Source organism: Salmonella sp. K21076 (assembly GCF_039650795.1).
In the GTDB taxonomy this organism is placed as follows: Bacteria; Pseudomonadota; Gammaproteobacteria; order Enterobacterales; family Enterobacteriaceae; genus Salmonella; species Salmonella enterica.
The window spans coordinates 144,725-166,524 of record NZ_JBCLYA010000045.1 but is presented as its reverse complement, the minus strand read 5'-3'; the positions used below and the strand labels follow the sequence as shown (position 1 = coordinate 166,524).

General features: G+C 54.1%; 19 protein-coding genes. 8 read left to right on the top strand and 11 right to left on the bottom strand.

Going from position 1 to position 21,800, the window contains the following annotated elements:
- Positions 1-46 precede the first annotated feature (46 nt).
- The 3 genes from AAYN39_RS13565 to nudK all read right to left on the bottom strand — a co-directional run bounded on the left by AAYN39_RS13565 (position 47) and on the right by nudK (position 2,148).
- Positions 47-277 (bottom strand): hypothetical protein, encoded by a 231-nt coding sequence (locus AAYN39_RS13565; RefSeq protein WP_000700635.1) that lies wholly within the window; start codon positions 275-277, stop codon positions 47-49.
- Positions 278-404: 127 nt separating this feature from the next.
- Positions 405-1,448: a DUF1176 domain-containing protein gene (locus AAYN39_RS13560; protein WP_001270681.1), complete on the bottom strand. Its 1,044-nt coding sequence runs from the start codon at positions 1,446-1,448 to the stop codon at positions 405-407.
- 124 nt (positions 1,449-1,572) lie between these two features.
- The gene (gene nudK / locus AAYN39_RS13555) at positions 1,573-2,148 is read right to left on the bottom strand and encodes a GDP-mannose pyrophosphatase NudK (RefSeq protein ID WP_000084037.1); all 576 of its coding nucleotides are present in this window, start codon (positions 2,146-2,148) and stop codon (positions 1,573-1,575) included.
- Positions 2,149-2,351: 203 nt separating this feature from the next.
- On the opposite strand from nudK, the gene pbp4b reads away from it, so the two are divergent.
- Positions 2,352-3,650, top strand: a complete 1,299-nt coding sequence (gene pbp4b / locus AAYN39_RS13550; RefSeq protein ID WP_000673295.1) for a penicillin binding protein PBP4B — start codon at positions 2,352-2,354, stop codon at positions 3,648-3,650.
- 448 nt (positions 3,651-4,098) lie between these two features.
- Here pbp4b and AAYN39_RS13545 read toward each other — a convergent pair whose 3' ends face one another.
- Entirely contained in the window at positions 4,099-5,958 is a 1,860-nt protein-coding gene (locus AAYN39_RS13545; protein ID WP_001078926.1) for an oxidoreductase FeS-binding subunit, read from the bottom strand.
- 185 nt (positions 5,959-6,143) lie between these two features.
- Between AAYN39_RS13545 and narQ the strand changes: the two genes are divergently transcribed.
- Positions 6,144-7,844, top strand: coding sequence for a nitrate/nitrite two-component system sensor histidine kinase NarQ (gene narQ / locus AAYN39_RS13540; protein WP_000216820.1), 1,701 nt, complete (start codon positions 6,144-6,146; stop codon positions 7,842-7,844).
- Between the two features lie 184 nt (positions 7,845-8,028).
- Positions 8,029-11,142: a multidrug efflux RND transporter permease AcrD gene (gene acrD, locus AAYN39_RS13535; RefSeq protein ID WP_001263083.1), complete on the top strand. Its 3,114-nt coding sequence runs from the start codon at positions 8,029-8,031 to the stop codon at positions 11,140-11,142.
- Between the two features lie 101 nt (positions 11,143-11,243).
- Here acrD and ypfM read toward each other — a convergent pair whose 3' ends face one another.
- Positions 11,244-11,423, bottom strand: a complete 180-nt coding sequence (ypfM, locus tag AAYN39_RS13530; protein ID WP_055385076.1) for a protein YpfM — start codon at positions 11,421-11,423, stop codon at positions 11,244-11,246.
- Positions 11,424-11,835: 412 nt separating this feature from the next.
- Between ypfM and AAYN39_RS13525 the strand changes: the two genes are divergently transcribed.
- From AAYN39_RS13525 to AAYN39_RS13515, 3 genes are read left to right on the top strand one after another with little or no spacing between them, the layout of a single operon-like run.
- Complete coding sequence (locus tag AAYN39_RS13525) at positions 11,836-12,192, top strand: ArsC family reductase (protein ID WP_000631925.1); 357 nt, start codon at positions 11,836-11,838, stop codon at positions 12,190-12,192.
- Positions 12,193-12,195: 3 nt separating this feature from the next.
- Complete coding sequence (gene dapE / locus AAYN39_RS13520) at positions 12,196-13,323, top strand: succinyl-diaminopimelate desuccinylase (RefSeq protein ID WP_001277830.1); 1,128 nt, start codon at positions 12,196-12,198, stop codon at positions 13,321-13,323.
- A 27-nt stretch (positions 13,324-13,350) separates the two neighbouring features.
- Positions 13,351-13,551, top strand: a complete 201-nt coding sequence (locus tag AAYN39_RS13515) for a YpfN family protein (protein ID WP_000383839.1) — start codon at positions 13,351-13,353, stop codon at positions 13,549-13,551.
- Between the two features lie 26 nt (positions 13,552-13,577).
- Here the strand turns inward: AAYN39_RS13515 and tmcA are convergent, their stop codons facing one another.
- The 5 genes from tmcA to dapA all read right to left on the bottom strand — a co-directional run bounded on the left by tmcA (position 13,578) and on the right by dapA (position 19,421).
- A complete protein-coding gene (tmcA, locus tag AAYN39_RS13510; RefSeq protein WP_001279850.1) occupies positions 13,578-15,593 on the bottom strand; it encodes a tRNA cytosine(34) acetyltransferase TmcA in 2,016 nt (671 codons plus the stop codon).
- Between the two features lie 15 nt (positions 15,594-15,608).
- Positions 15,609-16,472, bottom strand: a complete 864-nt coding sequence (locus AAYN39_RS13505) for a neutral zinc metallopeptidase (RefSeq protein WP_001267527.1) — start codon at positions 16,470-16,472, stop codon at positions 15,609-15,611.
- A 131-nt stretch (positions 16,473-16,603) separates the two neighbouring features.
- Positions 16,604-17,317, bottom strand: coding sequence for a phosphoribosylaminoimidazolesuccinocarboxamide synthase (gene purC / locus AAYN39_RS13500; RefSeq protein ID WP_001171630.1), 714 nt, complete (start codon positions 17,315-17,317; stop codon positions 16,604-16,606).
- A gap of 174 nt (positions 17,318-17,491) precedes the next feature.
- The gene (gene bamC / locus AAYN39_RS13495; RefSeq protein ID WP_000331880.1) at positions 17,492-18,526 is read right to left on the bottom strand and encodes an outer membrane protein assembly factor BamC; all 1,035 of its coding nucleotides are present in this window, start codon (positions 18,524-18,526) and stop codon (positions 17,492-17,494) included.
- A 16-nt stretch (positions 18,527-18,542) separates the two neighbouring features.
- Positions 18,543-19,421 carry a 4-hydroxy-tetrahydrodipicolinate synthase gene (dapA, locus tag AAYN39_RS13490; protein ID WP_000494019.1) on the bottom strand — a complete coding sequence of 293 codons (879 nt, stop codon included), beginning with the start codon at positions 19,419-19,421 and terminating at the stop codon, positions 18,543-18,545.
- Between the two features lie 145 nt (positions 19,422-19,566).
- On the opposite strand from dapA, the gene AAYN39_RS13485 reads away from it, so the two are divergent.
- Positions 19,567-20,139: a glycine cleavage system transcriptional repressor gene (locus AAYN39_RS13485; RefSeq protein WP_000189060.1), complete on the top strand. Its 573-nt coding sequence runs from the start codon at positions 19,567-19,569 to the stop codon at positions 20,137-20,139.
- The gene (gene bcp, locus AAYN39_RS13480; RefSeq protein WP_001068686.1) at positions 20,139-20,609 is read left to right on the top strand and encodes a thioredoxin-dependent thiol peroxidase; all 471 of its coding nucleotides are present in this window, start codon (positions 20,139-20,141) and stop codon (positions 20,607-20,609) included. Before AAYN39_RS13485 ends, bcp begins: the two co-directional genes overlap by 1 nt.
- A 46-nt stretch (positions 20,610-20,655) precedes the next feature.
- On the opposite strand, the gene AAYN39_RS13475 is transcribed toward bcp, so the two are convergent.
- Positions 20,656-21,795, bottom strand: coding sequence for a glycerate kinase (locus AAYN39_RS13475; protein ID WP_000706383.1), 1,140 nt, complete (start codon positions 21,793-21,795; stop codon positions 20,656-20,658).
- Positions 21,796-21,800 lie beyond the last annotated feature (5 nt).

The window sequence follows — 21,800 nt, the reverse complement described above, 5'->3', positions numbered from 1 at the left end:
ACAGACTTTGCACAGTCTGCAGACCTGTTCTGTAGGCTGTGCAAAATTACTTCGTAGACTCAGGCGCATCTGACTGCCCGATGACGACCTCATCAATGGATTTATGGCACATCAGGCAAAAGGCCTTTTTTTTATGCGCCTGCAATGTTGAATCCCACGCCGCTGATCCGCCTTCTTTATTCACTTTTTCTCTTATCGCCGCCAGCCGATCTATTTCATAATAAGCGCTCAGGCAGCCACAATGGGGGCATAATACGGGGCCATTATTTATTTTCATACTATTTCCTGCTGTGGTGAGGCTATCGGGTAAAGTAACAATCCTACCGTAACGTAGCAATCTCTATACCATAAATGAAACCTCAATAGGTGTATCCCTATTCTGAAAAGGGGATAACAACCAGGATTCAACGCGTGATCCACAGCGTAGGCCAGGCATCCGGCCCGTGCCAGCTATCGCAGCTCGGTTCTTCGGCATAACGTACCAGACGAAAACGATCGCCATCATAGCGCCAGCGCGTCTGGATACCACAGTCGGTTAACCCCCGCCCTTTCGCCAACGTCACCAGCTCGCGCGTTTTCTCGTCAAAGAAGGCGTTCATCAACTCCATGTCATTACTTTCGACGCCGCGATTAAACGGCAGCCGCAAACGTACGGCGCGCGAGACGAGCGTTTTTTTGCGTGAAACTACCCAGGCGAGATCAATAGTGTTATAGGCGCCGGCTTCGCAGTTAACAATCAATAACGCTTTATCATCCGTCAACGCGCTGACCTGCGTCTCGCGACGCAGCGGGTCAAGCGAACAACGAATGCCGTTTACCCGCCATGCGGCGTAGTCCAGCAGATCGTCGCGTTCTTCCTCACTCAGCGGTACGGGCGTTGGATTAATAACGGCGATCCCCTTTAATGCCGGTGCCGGGGGCACGCTGAGCGGCGGTTCGTTTCCTTTTTCAATCCAGGCGGTTTCGCTGCCCACACGTTTTTGTTGCGCGTCGATAAACAGTAATGCCGCTTTTAATCCCGCCAGCGAAAGCGTCTGAACGCCGTTTTTTAAGGTGATGGCCTGCGCATCCTGAATCGTCTGTAAAAATGCGGTGATGGTGGCAGGATCGCCGGTCATGAGATGCCAGGGCGACACGCGCCAGTGTGAACTGTTGAACGAAAGCGGTTTGCCATCCAGCAATAAGCGAGGCGCAATTGCGGCTTCTTTAGCGTCGGGCGGCGCCAAACCGCCGCGGTCGATACGCAGTACCGCATCGGTACGCGCCCCGGCGCTGCGGCTTAATGTCATCACCAGCCCATGATGTTCGCCAGTATTGCGCGCTACGCAAAAATTTTGGTTATTGCAGGTGACCTGCCAGTCGGAAAAAGTCCGTTGCGCTGGCGCAGCCCACAGTAGCTGGACCGGCAACAGGCCAAACAGACAAAAAAGAATAACGCGGTAGCGCATGAACGGAACAACCCCAGATTCAGAACAACACAGCTCAGGCGGTATCTTCCTTGCGCGCCTCAGGGTTCTCAATCAGATTTATCGGATTGGTCTTTTTTGTGTAAAGAAATATATTTCTTTTTTTTCAGTCCATTAGATGAGACGTCTGTAAATAGTTAAGCAATAACACGGTCTTACCGTCCCGAATCTCGCCTGAGCGCACCATTTCCAGCGCCCGGGAAAACGGTAGTTCAAGCACCTCAATCTCTTCGTCCTCCACGCCGCCGCCGATGCTGGCACGCTCGCTATCATGATATTCGGCAATGAAGAAATGAATCAGCTCCGTGACGCCGCCTGGCGACATATACAGCTCAAATATCTTGCGTACCTCACCAACGTCATACCCTGTCTCTTCAATGGCCTCTTTACGGATACAGACCTCCGGCTCGTCGTTATCAAGCAGGCCAGCGCAGGTTTCAATTAACATACCGTCTTGATTACCATTGACCCATGTCGCCACGCGAAACTGGCGAACCAGAACCACGGTTTTTTTAGTTGAGTTGTAAAGCAGAATGGTTGCGCCATTCCCGCGATCGTAAACCTCACGCTTGTGACGGATAACCTCGCCATTACGACGGGTCAGGTCATAGGTAATGTTGCGCAGAGTAAAATAATTATCAGAAAGAATTTTATCCTTAATAAGCGTAATGGTTTGCGACATGCTGGCTCCAGGGTGTAAAAAGAGCATTAATATTACGCCGTGAGGTCGGTTTTGTCTGCTGAAGGGTTAATCCTTAATGCCGACTGAACGGATGTACAGCCATATTTTTCTGTCACTGCCATGACCACATTCTGCTTCTCCGGGCCGCAGAGTCCATGCTCGCGATATGATTTGACGGCCGGAGTGAGACTGAGGGAATCATCATGAAATTTACTCTCGTTGCGACGGTTCTACTGACGTTTTCCCTTTCAGCTTTTGCCGTTGAGTATCCGGTATTGACCACCGCGAGCCCTGATCAGGTGGGGTTTGATAGCCAAAAACTTCACCGACTTGATGGCTGGATTCAAAATCAAATTGATGCCGGATATCCCAGCATCAATCTTCTGGTGATAAAAGATAATCATATTGTTCTACAAAAAGCCTGGGGCTATGCCAAAAAATATGACGGTTCCACGCTGTTAGCCCATCCCATTCGGGCGACCACTAACACGATGTATGACCTGGCTTCAAACACAAAAATGTATGCCACTAACTTTGCATTGCAAAAACTGGTGTATGAAGGAAAAATAGATGTCAATGATTTGGTATCAAAATATATCCCCGGCTTTAAGGATATGCCTGGGGATAAAATAAAAGGCAAAGATAAACTCCGCATTATTGATATTCTTCATCACGTCGCGGGCTTTCCTGCCGACCCACAATATCCCAATAAAAACGTCGCCGGTAAATTATTTTCACAGAGTAAAAGCACTACTCTGGAGATGATTAAAAAGACACCGCTGGAATATCAACCTGGGTCGAAGCATATCTACAGCGACGTGGATTATATGATTCTTGGTTTTATCATTGAATCGATAACGGCAATGCCATTAGATCGCTACGTCGAAACCACCATTTATAAACCGCTCGGATTAAAACATACCGTCTTTAACCCGCTGATGAAAGGCTTCACGCCGCCGCAAATCGCCGCAACGGAACTACACGGCAACACGCGTGACGGCGTGATTCATTTCCCCAATATTCGCACCAATACACTATGGGGCCAGGTGCATGACGAAAAAGCCTGGTACTCAATGGGCGGCGTTTCAGGACACGCCGGACTGTTTTCTGACACCCATGATATGGCTGTGTTAATGCAAGTCATGCTCAATGGGGGCGGCTACGGTAACGTGAAGCTATTCGACAACAAAACGGTTGCGCAGTTTACTCGCCGCTCGCCAGAAGATGCTACCTTTGGTCTGGGGTGGCGCGTTAACGGCAACGCCTCAATGACCCCAACGTTCGGGGTATTAGCCAGTCCGCAAACGTATGGACATACCGGATGGACCGGAACGCTGACGTCTATCGATCCGGTTAATCATATGGCGATTGTTATTTTAGGTAACAGGCCGCACTCGCCGGTAGCAAATCCTAAAGTGAACCCGAATGTTTTTGTCAGTGGATTATTACCTGCGGCGACGTATGGCTGGATTGTTGACCAGATATATGGTTCCTTAAAATAAAAATTAAGAGCCTATCCCACCAGACGTTATTGGCGCAGCCAGTTTGGACACGGACAGCGCGCAAAAACCGGAGCGTACACGTAGTACGTGAGGTTTGACTCGCTACGCTCGTCCTTCGGGCCGCCGCAAGCGGCGTTCAAAACGCTAACGCGTTTTGGCGAGCACTGCCCAGGTCCAAAATGGCACGTAAAATAGCCCTAATGGGATAGGCTCTAAGAAGGGATTCTGATAGCGTCCCTTCCTTCAATTTACACTCTATTTTCAATACTAAGATTGACCTTATCAGGCCTGTTAAACATCGACCCAGCGGGAAAATGTTTATCGCAGGGCGTCCAGCCCTGCGAGCGTCAACATTTCTGCAAACGGAGTAAGGTTAGCCAATAAGTTTAAGATTTTTTATCACTAAATCATTTAACCGTTCCAGGCCTTAACCGGCCTACAAATACGCTTATTTAGCTAACCAGTCGAGTATCCCCTGCGCGGCATGTCGGCCTTCTGCCATCGCCGTCACCACCAGATCGGCGCCGCGCACCGCATCGCCGCCAGCGAAAATTTTCGGGTTGGACGTCTGGTAACGAAACTCGCTCTCGACGCTGGCGGCAATACGTCCCCAGTTATCCACCTTCACGCCATGCGATTCCAGCCACGACATACCATGCGGATGAAAACCAAACGCCATAATGACCGCATCCGCCGGCATCACGAACTCGCTGTCCGGTACAGGTACCGGACGGCGTCGCCCCTGACCATCCGGTTCGCCAAGCCGCGTACGCAAAAAGCGAATACCGCTGGCGCGCCCGTGCGTATCCAGCACCAACTCAACTGGCTGAACGTTAAATTCAAAGTTCGCGCCCTCTTCCCGCGCGTTTTTCACCTCTTTTTTCGACCCTGGCATATTGGCCTCATCGCGGCGATAAGCGCAGGTGACGTTGGCAGCGCCATGACGCAACGCCGTACGTACGCAGTCCATTGCGGTGTCACCGCCGCCCAGCACAACCACGTTAAGGCCCGCAGTATCAATAAACGGCTCGTCAGGCAACGCCGGAAGCCCCATCACCTGTTTGGTATTGGCGATGAGGAATGGCAACGCATCATATACCCCCGGCGCGTCTTCATTCGGTAAATCAGCCTTCATGGAACGATAGGTTCCTACCCCGACAAAGACGGCGTCATAACTCTCCAGCAGCGTCTCCAGAGAAATATCTTTCCCTACTTCGCAGTTAAGTTCGAAACGAATCCCCATCGCGCTGAAGATTTCCCGACGGCGCGCCAGCACGTCAGCGCAGGCAAGACCTGCCGGCCCCGCGCCGATAATCGCCACGCGCTTATCGCTCTTCTGTACGTCCGACAGGTCGGGACGCCAGCCTTTGCTCAGAGCGCGATCGGAGATATAGCGCTCAATGTTGCCGATGGTAACCGCGCCATACTCATCGCGGAGTGTACACGCGCCTTCGCATAGCCGATCCTGCGGACAGACGCGCCCGGTAATTTCCGGCAGACAGTTGGTCTGGTGGGAAAGCTCTACCGCCGCATCAATATCGCCGGCTTTCACCAGTTCGATCCACTGGGGAATATGGTTATGCAGCGGACAGGTCCATTCGCAGATACTGTGTTCCCCGCATGTGAGGCAGCGGGCCGCTTCACGCTCCGCCTGCGCGGCGCGAAACGGCAGATAAATTTCCTCAAAGGTGGTTTTACGCGCTTCAATCGCCAGTTTATCCGGTTCGCCGCGCGGCGGCGTCGCCTGCATACGCTCGACTTTGCTGCATGCTGTCCCACTGTGTTGTGTATCCACGGTATGCCAGGGGCGAATCTCCTGCCGGGCGGTACGCAGCCGTCGCGTTTTAGCCAGACGGGTCAACGAGTCTTCGGTGACCAGTTGCAGCGCATCCGCCGGGCAATTTTCCACACAGGCCGGACCCTGTTCACGTCCCTGACACAGATCGCATTTATGCGCGCTGGCTTTGAACTGGTTTGGCGCGACGGGCGTCAATACCATCTGCATGGTGCCGAATGGGCAGGCGACGACGCAGGACTTACAGCCGATGCACTTCTGCGCATTGACCTGCACGCTGTCGTTAATATGCGCGATCGCGCCGTTCGGACAGCTACGGGCGCAGGGCGCATCTTCGCAATGGTGACATGTAACCGCGCTGCGCTGGCGCTGATGTTTGATGACAGTAATTCGGGGCTGATAGCGCTGTGGCGTCAGAACATGTCGCTCATCATTGTGAGCCATTACGCAGGCGACCTCGCAGGCATGGCATCCCAGACACTGCTGGCTATTGGCCATAATAAAACGATTCATGGCGTCCTTCTGTTTTGGTTGCAAAAACCTTATTCTTTATATGAGCATTGTTATTAACTGACGAAGGCGGGGTCGGCAATGTTCATCTGCCCAGGAAGCACAACTATCTGTCCAGAACCTGTGGCAGATCAATTTATTTCAAAGCAAATGAAATTGCGGTTCAGCTAAATGCGGGGAGTACCAGTGTGACGGTTAAACGCCCGGTCTCGGCCAGTCTGGCTAAGGCTTTTTTCTATATTGTGCTGTTGTCTATTCTGTCCACCGGCAGCGCATTACTGACGCTGACCAGCAGTTTACGGGATGCCGAAGCGATCAATATCGCCGGTTCGCTACGAATGCAGAGCTATCGGCTGGGTTACGATCTGCAAAGCCGTAGCCCGCAGATTAATGCGCATCGTCAACTTTTCCAGCACGCGCTCAACTCGCCGGTACTGCAAAATCTCAACGCCTGGTATGTGCCGCAGGCGGTGAAAACTCGCTACGCGCGCCTGCACGCCAACTGGCTGGAGATGAATAGCCGCCTACAGGATGGCGACATTGTCTGGTATCAGTCCAATATCAACAATTACGTCGATCAAATTGATCTCTTCGTTCTGGCGTTACAGCATTACGCCGAGCGTAAAGTCATGCTGGTCGTCGCCATATCGCTGGCGGGCGGTATCGGCATATTTACGCTGGTCTTTTTTACCCTACGGCGTATTCGCCAGCAGGTCGTTCGCCCGCTGAATCAACTGGTCACCGCCAGTCAGCGAATTGAACATGGTCAGTTCGCCCCGCTGCCGCTGGATACCAGCTTACCCAATGAGCTGGGATTGTTGGCGAAAACGTTTAGTCAGATGTCGAGCGAGCTGCATAAACTTTATCGTTCGCTGGAAGCCTCGGTGGAAGAAAAAACGCACGATCTGCACGAAGCGCACCGCCGCCTGGAGGTGTTATACCAGTGCTCCCAGGCGCTGAATACCAGCCAAATCGATGTCCACTGTTTTCGCCATATTTTGCAAATTGTCCGTGAACATGACGCCGCCTGGTATCTGGAGTTAACCGTGGGCGATAACTGGCGGATTAGCGAAGGCACGCAAAGCCCCGACCTGCCGATGCAAATGCTGCCAGTGACGATGCAGGACACGGTCTATGGCGAACTCCACTGGCAAAGCCCCAACGTTAATGCCTCTACGCCGTTGCTGAACAGCGTCTCCACGATGCTGGGGCGTGGTTTGTACTTTAATCAGGCGCAAAAACACTTCCAGCAACTTTTGTTAATGGAAGAGCGCGCGACGATTGCCCGTGAGTTACACGATTCGCTGGCGCAGGTACTTTCTTATTTACGTATTCAATTAACGCTTTTGAAGCGCGCCATTCCAGAAGATAACGCCGGCGCGCAAAGCATCATGGCGGATTTTTCCAGAGCGCTGAACGACGCCTACCGTCAGCTTCGCGAGCTACTCACCACGTTCCGTCTGACGTTACAGCAGGCCGATTTACCCTCCGCATTGCATGAGATGCTGGAAGATTTACAGAGTCAGACTCCGGCTAAACTCAAGTTGGATTGCCGTTTACCCACGCTGGCGCTGGATGCGCAAATGCAGGTGCATTTATTGCAAATTGTGCGTGAAGCTGTCCTGAACGCCATTAAACACGCCAACGCGAGCGAAATCGCCGTGAGCTGCGTCACCGCGCCTGACGGCGATCATACCGTTTATATTCGCGATAATGGCATTGGTATCGGCGAACCGCATGAGCCTGCCGGACACTATGGTCTGAATATAATGCGTGAGCGCGCGGAACGGCTTGGCGGCACGCTGAATTTTTCGCAACCCTCCGGCGGCGGCACGCTGGTCAGTATCAGTTTTCGCTCCTCCAACAAGGAAGAGAGTCAGTTAACGTAAAGAACGGCAAATCACCGGAAGGCCAGATGTCAGGCTTTCCGGCGTTGGCACAAAAAGTATGCTGTAAAAGCGCATGATAATTTACATTATCTCCTTTATTTCTCCACGTTTGGCTCGTAGCTTGCCGCTACAGTGAAGCAGTTCAAATCTATAACGATATGTAGAAACACGAGGTTCCCCTTTAATGGCGAATTTTTTTATCGATCGCCCCATTTTTGCCTGGGTGCTGGCTATCCTGTTGTGTCTGACAGGGGCGTTAGCCATTTTTTCTTTACCTGTTGAACAATATCCCGATCTGGCGCCGCCCAACGTACGTATTACCGCGAATTATCCGGGAGCGTCGGCGCAAACGCTGGAAAATACCGTAACCCAGGTTATTGAGCAGAATATGACGGGCCTCGATAATCTGATGTACATGTCATCACAAAGCAGCGGAACCGGACAGGCGACCATTACGCTGAGCTTCATTGCGGGAACCGATCCTGATGAGGCGGTTCAGCAGGTGCAAAACCAGTTACAGTCCGCGATGCGTAAACTGCCGCAGGCGGTACAGGATCAAGGCGTCACGGTACGCAAAACGGGCGATACCAATATTTTGACCATCGCTTTCGTCTCTACCGACGGTTCTATGGACAAGCAGGATATCGCCGACTACGTCGCCAGTAATATTCAGGACCCGCTCAGCCGCGTCAACGGCGTGGGCGATATTGACGCTTATGGTTCACAGTACTCTATGCGTATCTGGCTCGATCCGGCCAAATTGAATAGTTTTCAGATGACCACGAAAGACGTGACCGATGCGATTGAGTCGCAGAATGCGCAAATCGCCGTCGGGCAGCTTGGCGGTACGCCTTCGGTCGACAAGCAGGCGCTGAACGCCACCATCAATGCGCAGTCGCTGCTGCAAACGCCGCAACAATTTCGCGATATCACCCTGCGCGTTAATCAGGACGGTTCCGAGGTCAAACTGGGCGATGTCGCCACCGTGGAGCTGGGGGCGGAAAAATATGACTACCTCAGCCGTTTTAACGGCAATCCGGCTTCCGGCCTTGGCGTTAAGCTGGCCTCCGGCGCGAACGAAATGGCGACCGCGAAGCTGGTACTGGATCGCCTCAACGAGCTGGCGCAGTACTTCCCTCACGGCCTGGAATACAAGATCGCGTATGAAACCACCTCCTTTGTCAAAGCCTCGATTATCGATGTGGTCAAAACGTTGCTGGAAGCTATCGCGCTGGTTTTCCTGGTGATGTATCTGTTCCTGCAAAACTTTCGCGCCACGCTCATTCCGACGATCGCCGTGCCAGTAGTATTAATGGGCACCTTCTCCGTGCTTTACGCGTTCGGCTACAGTATTAACACATTAACCATGTTCGCGATGGTGCTGGCGATCGGGCTCCTGGTCGACGATGCCATCGTGGTGGTGGAAAACGTCGAACGTATCATGAGCGAAGAAGGGCTCACGCCGCGTGAAGCGACGCGCAAATCCATGGGACAAATCCAGGGGGCGCTGGTCGGTATCGCGATGGTGCTGTCTGCGGTATTCGTACCGATGGCGTTCTTTGGCGGTACCACCGGGGCGATTTATCGTCAGTTTTCTATCACCATTGTCTCGGCAATGGTGCTGTCGGTGCTGGTCGCCATGATCCTGACGCCGGCGCTGTGCGCAACGTTATTAAAACCGCTGCACAAAGGCGAACAGCACGGGCAACGCGGATTTTTCGGCTGGTTTAACCGTACCTTCAATCGTAATGCCGAACGTTATGAGAAAGGCGTAGCGAAAATTTTGCATCGCAGCCTGCGCTGGATTCTGATTTATGTTCTGTTGCTTGGCGGCATGGTGTTCCTGTTTTTGCGTCTCCCCACCTCCTTTCTGCCGCAAGAAGATCGGGGCATGTTCACTACGTCTATCCAGCTACCGAGCGGCTCTACGCAACAGCAGACCCTGAAAGTCGTTGAAAAGGTTGAAAACTATTACTTCACCCATGAGAAAAACAACATTATGTCGGTCTTCTCGACGGTCGGTTCCGGCCCTGGCGGGAACGGGCAAAACGTCGCGCGTATGTTTGTTCGCTTGAAAGACTGGGACGCGCGCGATCCCACCACCGGCTCCTCGTTCGCCATTATTGAGCGGGCGACAAAAGCATTTAACCAGATTAAAGAAGCTCGCGTCTTCGCCAGCAGCCCGCCGGCAATTAGCGGTCTGGGCAGCTCCGCCGGTTTTGATATGGAATTACAGGATCACGCCGGAGCAGGCCATGACGCGCTGATGGCCGCACGAGATCAACTCATTGAGCTGGCCGGGAAAAACAGTTCCTTGACCCGCGTGCGCCACAACGGCCTGGACGACAGCCCGCAACTGCAAATTGATATTGACCAACGGAAAGCGCAGGCGCTGGGCGTATCGATTGACGATATCAACGACACCCTGCAAACAGCCTGGGGATCGAGCTACGTCAACGACTTTATGGACCGGGGCCGCGTGAAGAAGGTCTATGTTCAGGCCGCAGCGAAATATCGTATGTTGCCGGACGATATTAATCTTTGGTATGTCCGTAACAAAGACGGCGGCATGGTCCCCTTCTCCGCCTTCGCCACCTCGCGCTGGGAAACCGGATCGCCGCGTCTGGAACGCTATAACGGCTATTCGGCGGTAGAAATTGTCGGAGAGGCCGCGCCGGGGGTCAGTACCGGGACGGCGATGGATGTCATGGAGTCGTTGGTGCATCAGCTACCGGGCGGTTTTGGCCTGGAATGGACAGCCATGTCTTACCAGGAACGGCTCTCCGGCGCGCAGGCGCCTGCGCTGTACGCTATTTCGCTATTAGTCGTCTTCCTGTGTCTGGCGGCATTGTATGAAAGCTGGTCGGTGCCCTTCTCGGTGATGCTGGTTGTGCCGCTCGGGGTCATCGGCGCGTTACTCGCCACCTGGATGCGCGGGCTGGAAAACGATGTTTACTTCCAGGTGGGGCTGTTGACCGTTATCGGCCTCTCGGCGAAAAACGCGATTCTGATTGTGGAATTCGCCAACGAAATGAATCAGAAGGGACACGCGCTGTTAGACGCCACGCTGTACGCCAGCCGCCAGCGCCTGCGACCGATACTGATGACTTCGCTGGCGTTTATCTTTGGCGTATTGCCGATGGCCACCAGCACCGGGGCAGGCTCGGGTAGCCAACATGCTGTCGGAACCGGCGTGATGGGGGGAATGATCTCAGCAACCATTCTGGCTATCTTCTTTGTACCCCTGTTTTTCGTGCTGATACGTCGCCGCTTCCCGCTGAAGCCGCGCCCGGAATAAGCTCCTGGCCAGCCTGATACGAGGTGTCGGGCACAAAAAAGGCGACTTTCGTTGAGTCGCCTTTTCTTATCCCCTATGGGAGCGCGGTGCCTTCCAGGCATTTATTTACGAAGCATGACTTCGATAAAATCTTTCCAGTTCCCCAGTTCCCCAGTTCCCCAGTTCCCCAGTTCCCCAGTTCCCCAGTTCCCCAGTTCCCCAGTTCCCCAGTTCCCCAGTTCCCCAGTTCCCCAGTTCCCCAGTTCCCCAGTTCCCCAGTTCCCCAGTTCACGTTCAATCATAATAGCCTCTCTTATTATTATGGGTATTCTACGTAGTTAGCGGTATAGAGAGAAGTTCATTTAACCGATTGTTGCGATATCCTCTGGTTATGCTGTCTATGATATTACTATGGCGCTGTAGCCGTAAATTTTATGTGACTTACTGCAATATTTAGCAACATTAATACCTTTTCTACTACTTTATCAAATCGGGTTAAAAAACAATCAATTGCATGTGCGCAAAATAGGATTTTCCTCACGAATTATAAACAAGCCACATCTGGAACGTTTTGGAATCATTATTCACATTCACTCAACAATGTTATATTGATTGCCGATCAGCGCTGGATAAATAACCATTAACAGCCACACTTATTATCCCGCAGACGATACTATTGATTATTTATTCGAATTTCGCGTTAAAGGATTCAATATGATTACCCTCTATGGCATTAAGAATTGCGACACGATCAAAAAAGCGCGCCGTTGGCTGGAGGAGCATGGCATTGATTATCGTTTTCACGATTACCGTGTGGATGGCATAGACCTCCCTCTTCTTAATACCTTTATTGCCGAACTCGGCTGGCAGCCTTTACTGAATACGCGCGGCACAACATGGCGCAAACTGGATGAAGGCCACCGCAGCGGGATTACCGATGCCGACTCCGCCGCTGCTCTCATGGTTGAACAGCCGGCAATCATCAAACGCCCATTGCTCTGCGCGCCCGGGAAGCCTATGCTGCTTGGTTTCAGTGAATCCCGTTATCAGCAGTTTTTTGATGAGGTGTAGTCTATGTCGTGCCCGGTTATTGAGCTGACACAGCAACTTATTCGTCGCCCCTCCCTGAGTCCGGATGACGTAGGCTGTCAGGCATTAATGATTGAACGCCTGCGTAAAATCGGTTTTACCATTGAGCATATGGATTTTGGCGACACGCAAAATTTTTGGGCATGGCGTGGGCGTGGCGAAACGCTGGCGTTCGCCGGGCATACTGACGTCGTACCGGCTGGCGATGTCGATCGCTGGATCAATCCGCCGTTTGAACCTACGATTCGCGACGGAATGTTGTTCGGTCGCGGCGCGGCGGATATGAAAGGTTCACTGGCGGCCATGGTGGTGGCTGCTGAACGTTTTGTTGCACAGCATCCTCATCACCGGGGCCGCCTCGCATTTTTGATTACCTCTGATGAAGAAGCCAGCGCAAAAAATGGCACCGTAAAGGTGGTTGAAGCGCTGATGGCCCGTAACGAGCGGCTGGATTACTGTCTGGTCGGCGAACCTTCCAGTACTGAAATTGTGGGCGATGTCGTCAAAAACGGGCGTCGCGGTTCCCTCACCTGTAACCTCACTATTCATGGCGTTCAGGGGCACGTTGCCTATCCGCATCTGGCGGATAACCCTGTTCATCGCGCCGCGCCTTTTCTCAATGAACTGGTCGCTATCGAGTGGGATCGGGGCAATGACTTTTTCCCGGCCACCAGTATGCAGATAGCCAATATCCAGGCAGGCACCGGCAGCAATAATGTCATTCCCGGCGAACTGTTCGTGCAGTTTAACTTCCGTTTTAGCACGGAGCTGACCGATGAGATGATCAAAGAACGGGTACATGCGCTGCTTGAGAAGCATCAGCTACGCTATACCGTAGACTGGTGGCTTTCCGGTCAGCCGTTCCTGACCGCACGCGGAAAGCTGGTGGACGCGGTGGTAAACGCCATTGAGCACTATAATGAAATTAAACCGCAATTACTGACGACGGGCGGTACGTCCGACGGACGTTTTATCGCCCGTATGGGAGCGCAGGTGGTAGAACTGGGGCCGGTGAACGCCACCATTCATAAAATTAACGAATGTGTGAATGCCGCCGATCTCCAGCTACTGGCCCGTATGTATCAACGTATTATGGAACAGCTCGTCGCCTGATGAGCGTTCCGGTAAGAGGAAATAAGCATGGACTGGCTGGCAAAATATTGGTGGATTCTGGTATTGGTGTTTCTGGTAGGCGTACTGCTGAATGTGATCAAAGATCTCAAACGCATCGACCATAAGAAATTCCTTGCCAACAAACCTGAGCTGCCCCCGCATCGCGATTTTAACGATAAGTGGGACGATGAAGACGACTGGCCGAAGAAAGATCAGCCGAAAAAGTAACCGGATAACATGCCGGACAGGTATCGCTATCCGGCATGGTCCCCACCGCCTGGCATTACGTCGCGCAAACGCTGCGTTCGTCCGGCATCCAACGCAATTAGCGCCTGCGCCGCCTGCGCACGCTGCAACGCCAGCAGAGCTTTACGGCCTGAAATGCGTAGCCGGGCGCACAGTTCGGCATCGCTGGCTTTTTCCTCCAGCCGCCCTCTCAGCGCCGGCAATGGCAATGCGCTGTATTGCAGTAAACGATGCAGGCAACCTAACGATGTCAGTAGCGGGCGGTGCGCGAACGCAAAACCGACCAGCTCACGCCAGTCTTCATCATTAAGCGCCTGTTCGCGCAACGCCGCCAGCGGTATCGCCTCGCCGTTCCACTGCGTCAGGATATCCGCATCGCGGCGCAAACGTCGGTGTTCCTGTTGCGCCAGCCGTTGTCCCGCGTCGCTCAGCGGCAATAACGCCATCGCCGTATAGCAACCGCTGCTCGCCTCCCGATGGCTGCCCATCCGTACCAGCACAAAGCCGCAGCGTTGCCAGAAGCGCCACAGCTCCGGCGTATAGCCGAAGCTGACGGAAAGATAATCACACTGCGCCGCCTGCTCGCACGCGCAGGCAATCAACTGCTGACCGATGCCTTCGCGCTGACGGGCGGGGTGCACCGCGATACGGCTTACGCGACGCCCGACCAGCGTCGCGGCTAAAGGGTCGCTACCGTGCGCCGCCAGCGACTGCGCCACCAGATTTCCACGCGGACGCCGGAAACCGCACCATACAGCCTGACTGAGCTCTGCGGATAACCCGCCCTCTTCGACCAGCCAGAGGGCGCCCGCCACACGGTTATTCGCCGTAGCCTGCAAGAAATGCTGTCCTGGCGCATCCATCATTCGGCGCAGATCCAACGGCGAAGTACGATAGTGCGCCCCCGACAGTAACTGATACACAGCCCTCGGCAACGCGGGCGTCTTCCCCCAGGCCTGCTGGTAAAATGCCGAGATTGCTATCCCGCCATGCGGCGCCTGCGCAAACGCTTCATCGTCGAATATCAGCGCCTCGCTGACGATATTTTCCAGCGGGCATTCTGGCGCCCAGCGGACAGGCTGACGAAGCGTAAAGCGGTGAAGCTGCGGAAAACGGGCGCAAAACTTAAGTAAAAAACCGCGTCCGGTGCCTTCGTAGCCCTGAACGGTGGTGGTGAGTAGTATGCGGGGAAAGCGCGAAACCAGTTGCAGCAGCAGCGGCGCGGGGATTGCCGCCGCCTCGTCAACCACCAGCCAGTCGGCTCTTGCCCCGCTCGCCAGCAGCGCATCCGGCGCCATAAAGCAGAACCGCTCACCGGCAAACGCTGCCAGGATATCCGTTGCCGTTTTCGCCGGTGCGGTCACGATAGCCGTGCCCGCCATCTGTGAGATGAATTGCCCGGCCAGCGCCGATTTGCCGCGCCCACGGGGGGCAATCACCGTCGCCACGCCGGGCGGCATTTCACGTAAACGCGATAAGATAGCCGCCTGCTCCGGCTGCGGCTCGCCGGTGGCGGGTCGCCAGCGTTCGCGGGAAGGATAAGATGGCCAGCAAAACGGCTGGCGCTGTCGCCAAAGCAGCGTTTGCGGATCGCGGGAAAGAGTCCGTTTAAGATGCTGTGCAAACTGCGGTGTGGGGATAGGCTGCGCGCAGTCGCTCCAGCGCAGTGAATCGGTATCAGGCCGGCTTTCCCACGTCTCATACGGCGGCATCAGCAGAAGCAGCCAACTTCCGGCCTGCAAGGTCCCGCTCAGGGCGGCAAACGCTGCGGCGTCAAAGCCCTGCCAGGCATCAAATATCGCATGACGAAATTCACGGCCCAGCAGCGTTTGTAACGCCTGTGGCGTACAGCGCGGCTGGGCGGGCGCGTCAGGCGCGACCCACCAGTCACCGGGCAATACAGCGCGTATCGCCTCGGCCCGTTCCCGGCACCACGCCGCATCGCCGCTGATGACCAGTAAACGGCGAATGCCTTCCTGTGTCATTTGCGACGTTAACGCCCGTAGCGCATCGATATCAGACATCCCTGCCCCAGTTTATCAAAAGTTTTTACCAAACGTATTACATTGCGCCGGGTCACCGCTGTCAAATCCACGCTTAAACCAGCTGTAGCGCTGTTCTGAGGTGCCGTGGGTAAAACTATCCGGCACCACGCGCCCCTGCCCCTGTTGCTGTAAGCGATCGTCGCCGATAGCCTGTGCGGCATTGAGCGCCTCTTCCAGATCGCCCGCCTCCAGTACGCCTTGCTGCTGCATACTGTGTCCCCACACGCCGGCAAAGCAATCCGCCTGTAGCTCCATGCGCACCGAAAGGCGATTCACCTCCGTTTGCGACGCGTTTTGTTGTAACTGGCGTACTTTCGGCTCAATGCCTAACAGTTTTTGTACGTGGTGGCCGACTTCGTGGGCGATAACATAACCCTGGGCAAAATCACCGTCCGCGCCCAGCTTATTTTTCATAACATCGTAAAATGAGAGATCGATATAGACGGTGCCGTCCGCCGGGCAGTAAAACGGCCCCATCACGGACTGACCCGCACCACAGCCGGTACGCGTCATACCACGGTACATCACCAGTTTTGGCTGCTGATAGCCGCGCCCCATTTTTTGAAAGAGTTGCCCCCAGGTATCTTCGGTCGTCGCCAGAATCACCGAGGTAAATTTTGCCGCTTCATCATCATTGGGGCTTATCGAACGCGTCGACTGCTGCTGCGAAACCGGCTGACCAGTCAACAGACCGGTTAAATCCACCCCATAGTACCCTGCGACCACCACCACCACCAACAGAATGATGCCGCCTTTCCCGCGCGGAAGACGAAAGCCAGGGCCACCCAGCGAGGGGCCGCCTGGCCGATTACGTCTGTCCTCTACATTGTTACTTTCACGACGCCCTTGCCAGCGCATAATCACCTCATTCTCTCTTTGTTATACAGATGATCGTAGGCGGTCAGGCGCAGGATTACCACAGGTAAACGCTATCAGAATGAGGAAAGGATGATACCGGAGAGCGGTTGCCCCCCCGGTCAGAAGCGGAATTAATCTAATTTCACGCCCAGGCGATGCGCAACGGCTTCATAGGCTTCAATCAGACCGCCCAGGCTCTGGCGGAAGCGGTCTTTGTCCATTTTGTCCAGCGTCTCTTTATCCCACAGGCGGCTACCGTCCGGTGAAAACTCATCGCCCAGCACCACTTCGCCTTTATACAGGCCAAACTCCAGTTTGAAATCCACCAGGATAAGACCCGCGTCATCAAACAGTTTTTTTAGTACGTCGTTGGCTTTGTAGGTTAGCTCTTTCATACGCGCCAGATTTTCCTGGCTTACCCACCCGAAAGTTTCACAGTAGGAACTATTCACCATCGGGTCGTGCAGCGCGTCGTTTTTCAGGAACAGATCGAAGATCGGCGGGTTAAGCTCCATGCCTTCTTCCACGCCCAGACGCTTGACCAGCGACCCTGCCGCACGGTTGCGCACCACACATTCAACCGGCACCATCTCCAGCTTCTTCACCAGACACTCGGTATCAGACAGCAAACGTTCCATCTGGGTCGGGATGCCCGCCTCGGCCAGTTTGGTCATAATGAAATGGTTGAATTTGTTATTTACCATGCCTTTGCGATCAAACTGTTCAATGCGCGCGCCATCCCCTGCTGACGTATCATTGCGGAATTCGAGCACCAACAGGTCCGGGTTTTCCGTGCTGTATACGGTTTTCGCTTTACCACGATACAACTCAGCTTGCTTTTGCATCTTTAACACTCCTGGGTGTGAATTAACGATAAGTATTCATTTCCTGCTACGCCTGCCAGAGACGCCGGCCTGTAATTGTGGTGCGAAATAGCGGTTAAATCGCGTTTTTGTACCGACGCACACGTTTGCGTATCTTATCAGAAAAAAGGGCCGGATTGCTCCAGCCCTGTTAAATTACTTGTTGAACGCAGCCTGGAAGACGGCAACCAGCGCGTCGTTCTGGCTTTGCGTCAGAGTATGCCCCTTAGGATCGATAAACTGCAAGCTGCTGCGGTTATCTAAATCGCCGACCTGCAATTTATAGTCTCCGGATGCCAGGCCCGGGTCGCTAGCGCCCAGATCCCGCCAGTCGCTGTCAGACAACGGTTTGTACGTTACCGCCATGCTGCCCTGAGAGCGAGTGCTGTCGGTGACTTTCATGCCCACTTTTTCCAGCGCGGCCGGGAGACGCTGCCACACGAGGTTGAACGGACCGCGAACGACCAGCATAGGTAAACCGGTATCATCAGCGGCGCTCTGCACATCCATCGTTGCGGCGGAACGGTTCTGCGCGGCATTTGCCGCATCCGTAGCGGTCTTATCCAGACCGGCGGAAATGACGTTCATCATTTCAGTGCTATAGCGCTGCAGCGACGCCGCATCAGCGACCGGCTTGCCAGCCTGTTCCAGATTAACCAGTTTTACCGTTACCGCCTGCTGATAGCCCTGCGGCTTCACCGAGATTTGATAACGTCCGCGATACTGTTCGTCTTCATCCAGGCGGTTCCAGCTCACCCAATCGGTCGTCAGGGTCTGGCTGGCATCGTCACGTTTTTCAATCGGATAATTTTTCGCCTGAATCACGCTGACGACTTGCGGCCACAGCGTGCTGCTACGGCCATTTTCCACCAATAGCGTAGCGGTATCGCCAGAGAACTGGGTACGCGCGCCGCTCACTAACGCTAACGGCTGCGCCGGCGGACGGATATCCAACGCCTTACCAACCGCGCCGCTCCCCTTCGTGACCGGAATAACGTAGTCGCCGGTCGTTATCGGCAGAATCATTCCTGCCGGGGCGTGAAGTTCAGCAAGCGGCGCGGCATCCAGATAGGATTCATCGCCGCTTACCTGGCGCTTGTAGCGCGAATCGGAACTACAGGCAGCGAGCAGCAAAACAAGCGAAACACCCGCAACCTTCGCCAGGCGCGACTTTTGTACTGAGTAAGCCATCAAATCTCCCTAAACTTTACAGCAGGCCAGCATGCTGAAGCGCTGCTTTGACGATGTCACGACCATGGTCGGTGATAGGCGTCATTGGCAGGCGCAGCGTGTCGGTCGCCACAAGACCCAATGCCTTACATGCCCATTTCACCGGGATAGGATTGGGTTCGACAAATAGTTTGTTGTGTAACGGCATCAGACGCTGGTTGATAGCGCGCGCCTCGGCAAATTGCCCTTCCGCCGCCAGTTTGCACATGTCAGCCATATCGCGCGCCGCTACGTTAGCAGTAACGGAAATCACGCCATGACCACCCAGTTGCATAAAGTCCAGCGCGGACGCGTCATCGCCGCTAAGCAGAATAAAATCGTCTGAAACCAGCTCTTTGATCTGGTGAACGCGGGTTAAGTTCCCTGTCGCCTCTTTGATAGCGATAATATTTTTTATTTCCGCCAGACGACCCACGGTTTCCGGCAACATGTCGCAACCGGTACGGGACGGCACATTATACAGAATTTGCGGCAAGTCAGTGTGTTCCGCGATGGCTTTGAAATGCTGGAACAAACCTTCCTGCGTGGGGCGATTGTAGTACGGCGTTACCGTCAGGCAGCCAACAATGCCGCTATCGTTAAAACGCTGCGTCAGGCTAATCGCTTCCGCGGTCGCGTTTGCGCCCGTGCCAGCGATAACCGGAATACGTCCGTCAGCCAGTTCCAGCGTCATCATCACGACATCGCCATGTTCATCATGGCTTAGCGTGGCAGACTCGCCGGTGGTGCCAACCGAAACAATCGCCGAGGTACCGTTGGCGACATGATAATCAATGAGTTTTTTCAGGCAAGACCTACTGACGTTACCTTTCTCATCCATCGGCGTAACAAGCGCGACAATACTTCCCGTGAACATGGGCCATCCTCTGTGCAAACAAGTCCCTCAATGGTACGTTTGGTATGACAATAAAAGCAAGCGACCAAAGCCGTTCTGATTGTTGTATGCAGGTTTTTTTTATGGTTTCCTTAAGATTACCTCACCGCTCAAAGGAATAACTGGTTTGACACCGTCATCACAACACTATTTGGTTATCACTGCGCTGGGCGCCGACAGGCCCGGTATTGTGAATACCATTACTCGCCATGTCAGCAGTTGCGGCTGTAATATCGAAGACAGCCGACTGGCGATGCTGGGCGATGAATTCACGTTTATTATGCTGTTGTCCGGCACGTGGAACGCGATTACCTTGATTGAATCGACATTGCCGTTAAAAGGCGCGGAGCTGGATCTGCTGATTGTGATGAAACGGACGTCCGACCGCCCCCGCCCGGCAATGCCCGCGACGGTATGGGTTCAGGTTGAGGTCGCCGACTCCCCGCATTTAATTGAGCGATTCACCGCGCTGTTTAATAGTCATGAAATGAATATTGCGGAGCTGGTCTCCCGCACGCAGCCGGCTGAAGATGATAAAGCTGCGCAATTATTTATTCAAATCACCGCACATAGCCCGGCGTCGCAAAATTCCGCAAATATTGAGCAAGCCTTTAAAGCACTATGTACAGAACTCAATGCGCAAGGCAGTATAAACGTCGTCAATTACTCACAACATGATGAACAGGATGGAGTTAAGTAATGAATCCACTGAAAGCCGGTGATATCGCACCGAAATTTAGCTTGCCGGATCAAGACGGGGAACAAGTAAATTTGACCGACTTCCAGGGGCAGCGCGTTCTGGTTTATTTCTACCCAAAAGCCATGACACCCGGCTGTACCGTGCAGGCCTGCGGCTTACGCGATAACATGGACGAGCTTAAAAAAGCAGGCGTGGACGTGCTGGGCATCAGCACCGATAAACCTGAAAAACTCTCCCGTTTCGCTGAAAAAGAGCTGCTGAACTTTACCCTTTTGTCCGATGAAAACCATCAGGTGTGTGAACAGTTTGGCGTCTGGGGCGAAAAGTCGTTTATGGGCAAAACGTATGACGGCATTCACCGCATCAGCTTTTTGATTGACGCTGATGGTAAGATTGAGCACGTCTTTAATGATTTTAAAACCAGCAATCACCATGATGTGGTGCTGAACTGGCTGAAAGAAAACGCGTAAAAGCCTCAGGCCGCGCTGATGTGCGGCCTGGAAAGGGAATGCGCCGTCAGGCTTGCCGCGCCAGACGCCATATCGCCGCCACATTGCGCGCCGACAGGCTCAGGTTATATTCCGCCTCGTGTAAGGCTTCCGGCAGCGTAACGATATGCGACAAAATCGATAGCGCCGCATCGATACCCTGCTGATACACAACGTGATGATCGTGTTGCAGCCCACCGGCGAGCGCGATAACCGGTTTATGATGCCGCTTCGCCACTCTGGCGACGCCAATCGGCGTCTTGCCGCAAATACTTTGGCTGTCCAGCCGCCCTTCTCCGGTAATCACCAGATCGGCATCTTTAACCGCCTGCTCAAGCTGTAGCGTTTCCACGACAATCTCTACGCCGGCGCGTAATTCCGCATTGAGCAACCCTAAAAGCGCGGCGCCCATTCCGCCTGCCGCGCCCGCGCCGGGAGCGTTAATCACCTCACGTCCCGTTGCCTGATAAATATGTCGGCCCCAGTTTTCCAGCGCCGCGTCCAGGGAGTTCACCATTTCCGCTGTCGCCCCTTTTTGTGGGCCAAAGATGGCCGATGCGCCCTGGGGACCACACAGCGGATTGTTGACATCACACGCCACGGTTATCGATACCTTACGCAGCAATGGGTGACAACCGGACAAATCGATAGACGCCAGCGCCGCCAGCGCCTCGCCGCCCGGAGAAAGCGAGCGCCCCTGTTTATCGCGCAATATAACGCCAAGCGCCTGCATCATCCCCGCGCCGCCGTCATTCGTCGCACTGCCGCCAATTCCCAGAATAATACGCTTTACGCCACGCTCCAGCGCCGCGACGATTAACTCGCCGGTGCCGTAGCTGGTAGTATTAAGCGGGTTACGCAATTCAGGCGAAACGTGATGCAGCCCGGATGCCGCCGCCATTTCAATCACGGCGGTATCGCTATCGCCCAGCATTCCCCAACGCGCGGTTACCGGTTGCCCAAGCGGGCCTTGTACCCACTGGTCAACATAACGCCCGCCGCTAGCTTCCACCATTGATTGCACGGTTCCTTCCCCGCCATCCGCCATGGGCACCTTAACGTAGTCGGCGTCAGGATAAATTTCGCGGAACCCCTTTTCTATCGCCTCAGCGACCGCCATTGCGGACAAACTTTCTTTAAATGAATCAGGAGCAATAACAATTTTCATAGGGA

Excerpts from the sequence above, each read along its gene's own strand:
- nudK (WP_000084037.1), bottom strand. The coding sequence starts at position 2,148 with ATGTCGCAAACCATTACGCTTATTAAGGATAAAATTCTTTCTGATAAT.
- AAYN39_RS13475 (WP_000706383.1), bottom strand. The coding sequence starts at position 21,795 with ATGAAAATTGTTATTGCTCCTGATTCATTTAAAGAAAGTTTGTCCGCA.
- AAYN39_RS13545 (WP_001078926.1), bottom strand. The coding sequence starts at position 5,958 with ATGAATCGTTTTATTATGGCCAATAGCCAGCAGTGTCTGGGATGCCAT.
- acrD (WP_001263083.1), top strand. The coding sequence starts at position 8,029 with ATGGCGAATTTTTTTATCGATCGCCCCATTTTTGCCTGGGTGCTGGCT.
- dapE (WP_001277830.1), top strand. The coding sequence starts at position 12,196 with ATGTCGTGCCCGGTTATTGAGCTGACACAGCAACTTATTCGTCGCCCC.
- bamC (WP_000331880.1), bottom strand. The coding sequence starts at position 18,526 with ATGGCTTACTCAGTACAAAAGTCGCGCCTGGCGAAGGTTGCGGGTGTT.
- AAYN39_RS13525 (WP_000631925.1), top strand. The coding sequence starts at position 11,836 with ATGATTACCCTCTATGGCATTAAGAATTGCGACACGATCAAAAAAGCG.
- AAYN39_RS13505 (WP_001267527.1), bottom strand. The coding sequence starts at position 16,472 with ATGCGCTGGCAAGGGCGTCGTGAAAGTAACAATGTAGAGGACAGACGT.
- purC (WP_001171630.1), bottom strand. The coding sequence starts at position 17,317 with ATGCAAAAGCAAGCTGAGTTGTATCGTGGTAAAGCGAAAACCGTATAC.
- AAYN39_RS13560 (WP_001270681.1), bottom strand. The coding sequence starts at position 1,448 with ATGCGCTACCGCGTTATTCTTTTTTGTCTGTTTGGCCTGTTGCCGGTC.
- pbp4b (WP_000673295.1), top strand. The coding sequence starts at position 2,352 with ATGAAATTTACTCTCGTTGCGACGGTTCTACTGACGTTTTCCCTTTCA.
- ypfM (WP_055385076.1), bottom strand. The coding sequence starts at position 11,423 with ATGATTGAACGTGAACTGGGGAACTGGGGAACTGGGGAACTGGGGAAC.
- AAYN39_RS13515 (WP_000383839.1), top strand. The coding sequence starts at position 13,351 with ATGGACTGGCTGGCAAAATATTGGTGGATTCTGGTATTGGTGTTTCTG.
- dapA (WP_000494019.1), bottom strand. The coding sequence starts at position 19,421 with ATGTTCACGGGAAGTATTGTCGCGCTTGTTACGCCGATGGATGAGAAA.
- tmcA (WP_001279850.1), bottom strand. The coding sequence starts at position 15,593 with ATGTCTGATATCGATGCGCTACGGGCGTTAACGTCGCAAATGACACAG.
- AAYN39_RS13565 (WP_000700635.1), bottom strand. The coding sequence starts at position 277 with ATGAAAATAAATAATGGCCCCGTATTATGCCCCCATTGTGGCTGCCTG.
- bcp (WP_001068686.1), top strand. The coding sequence starts at position 20,139 with ATGAATCCACTGAAAGCCGGTGATATCGCACCGAAATTTAGCTTGCCG.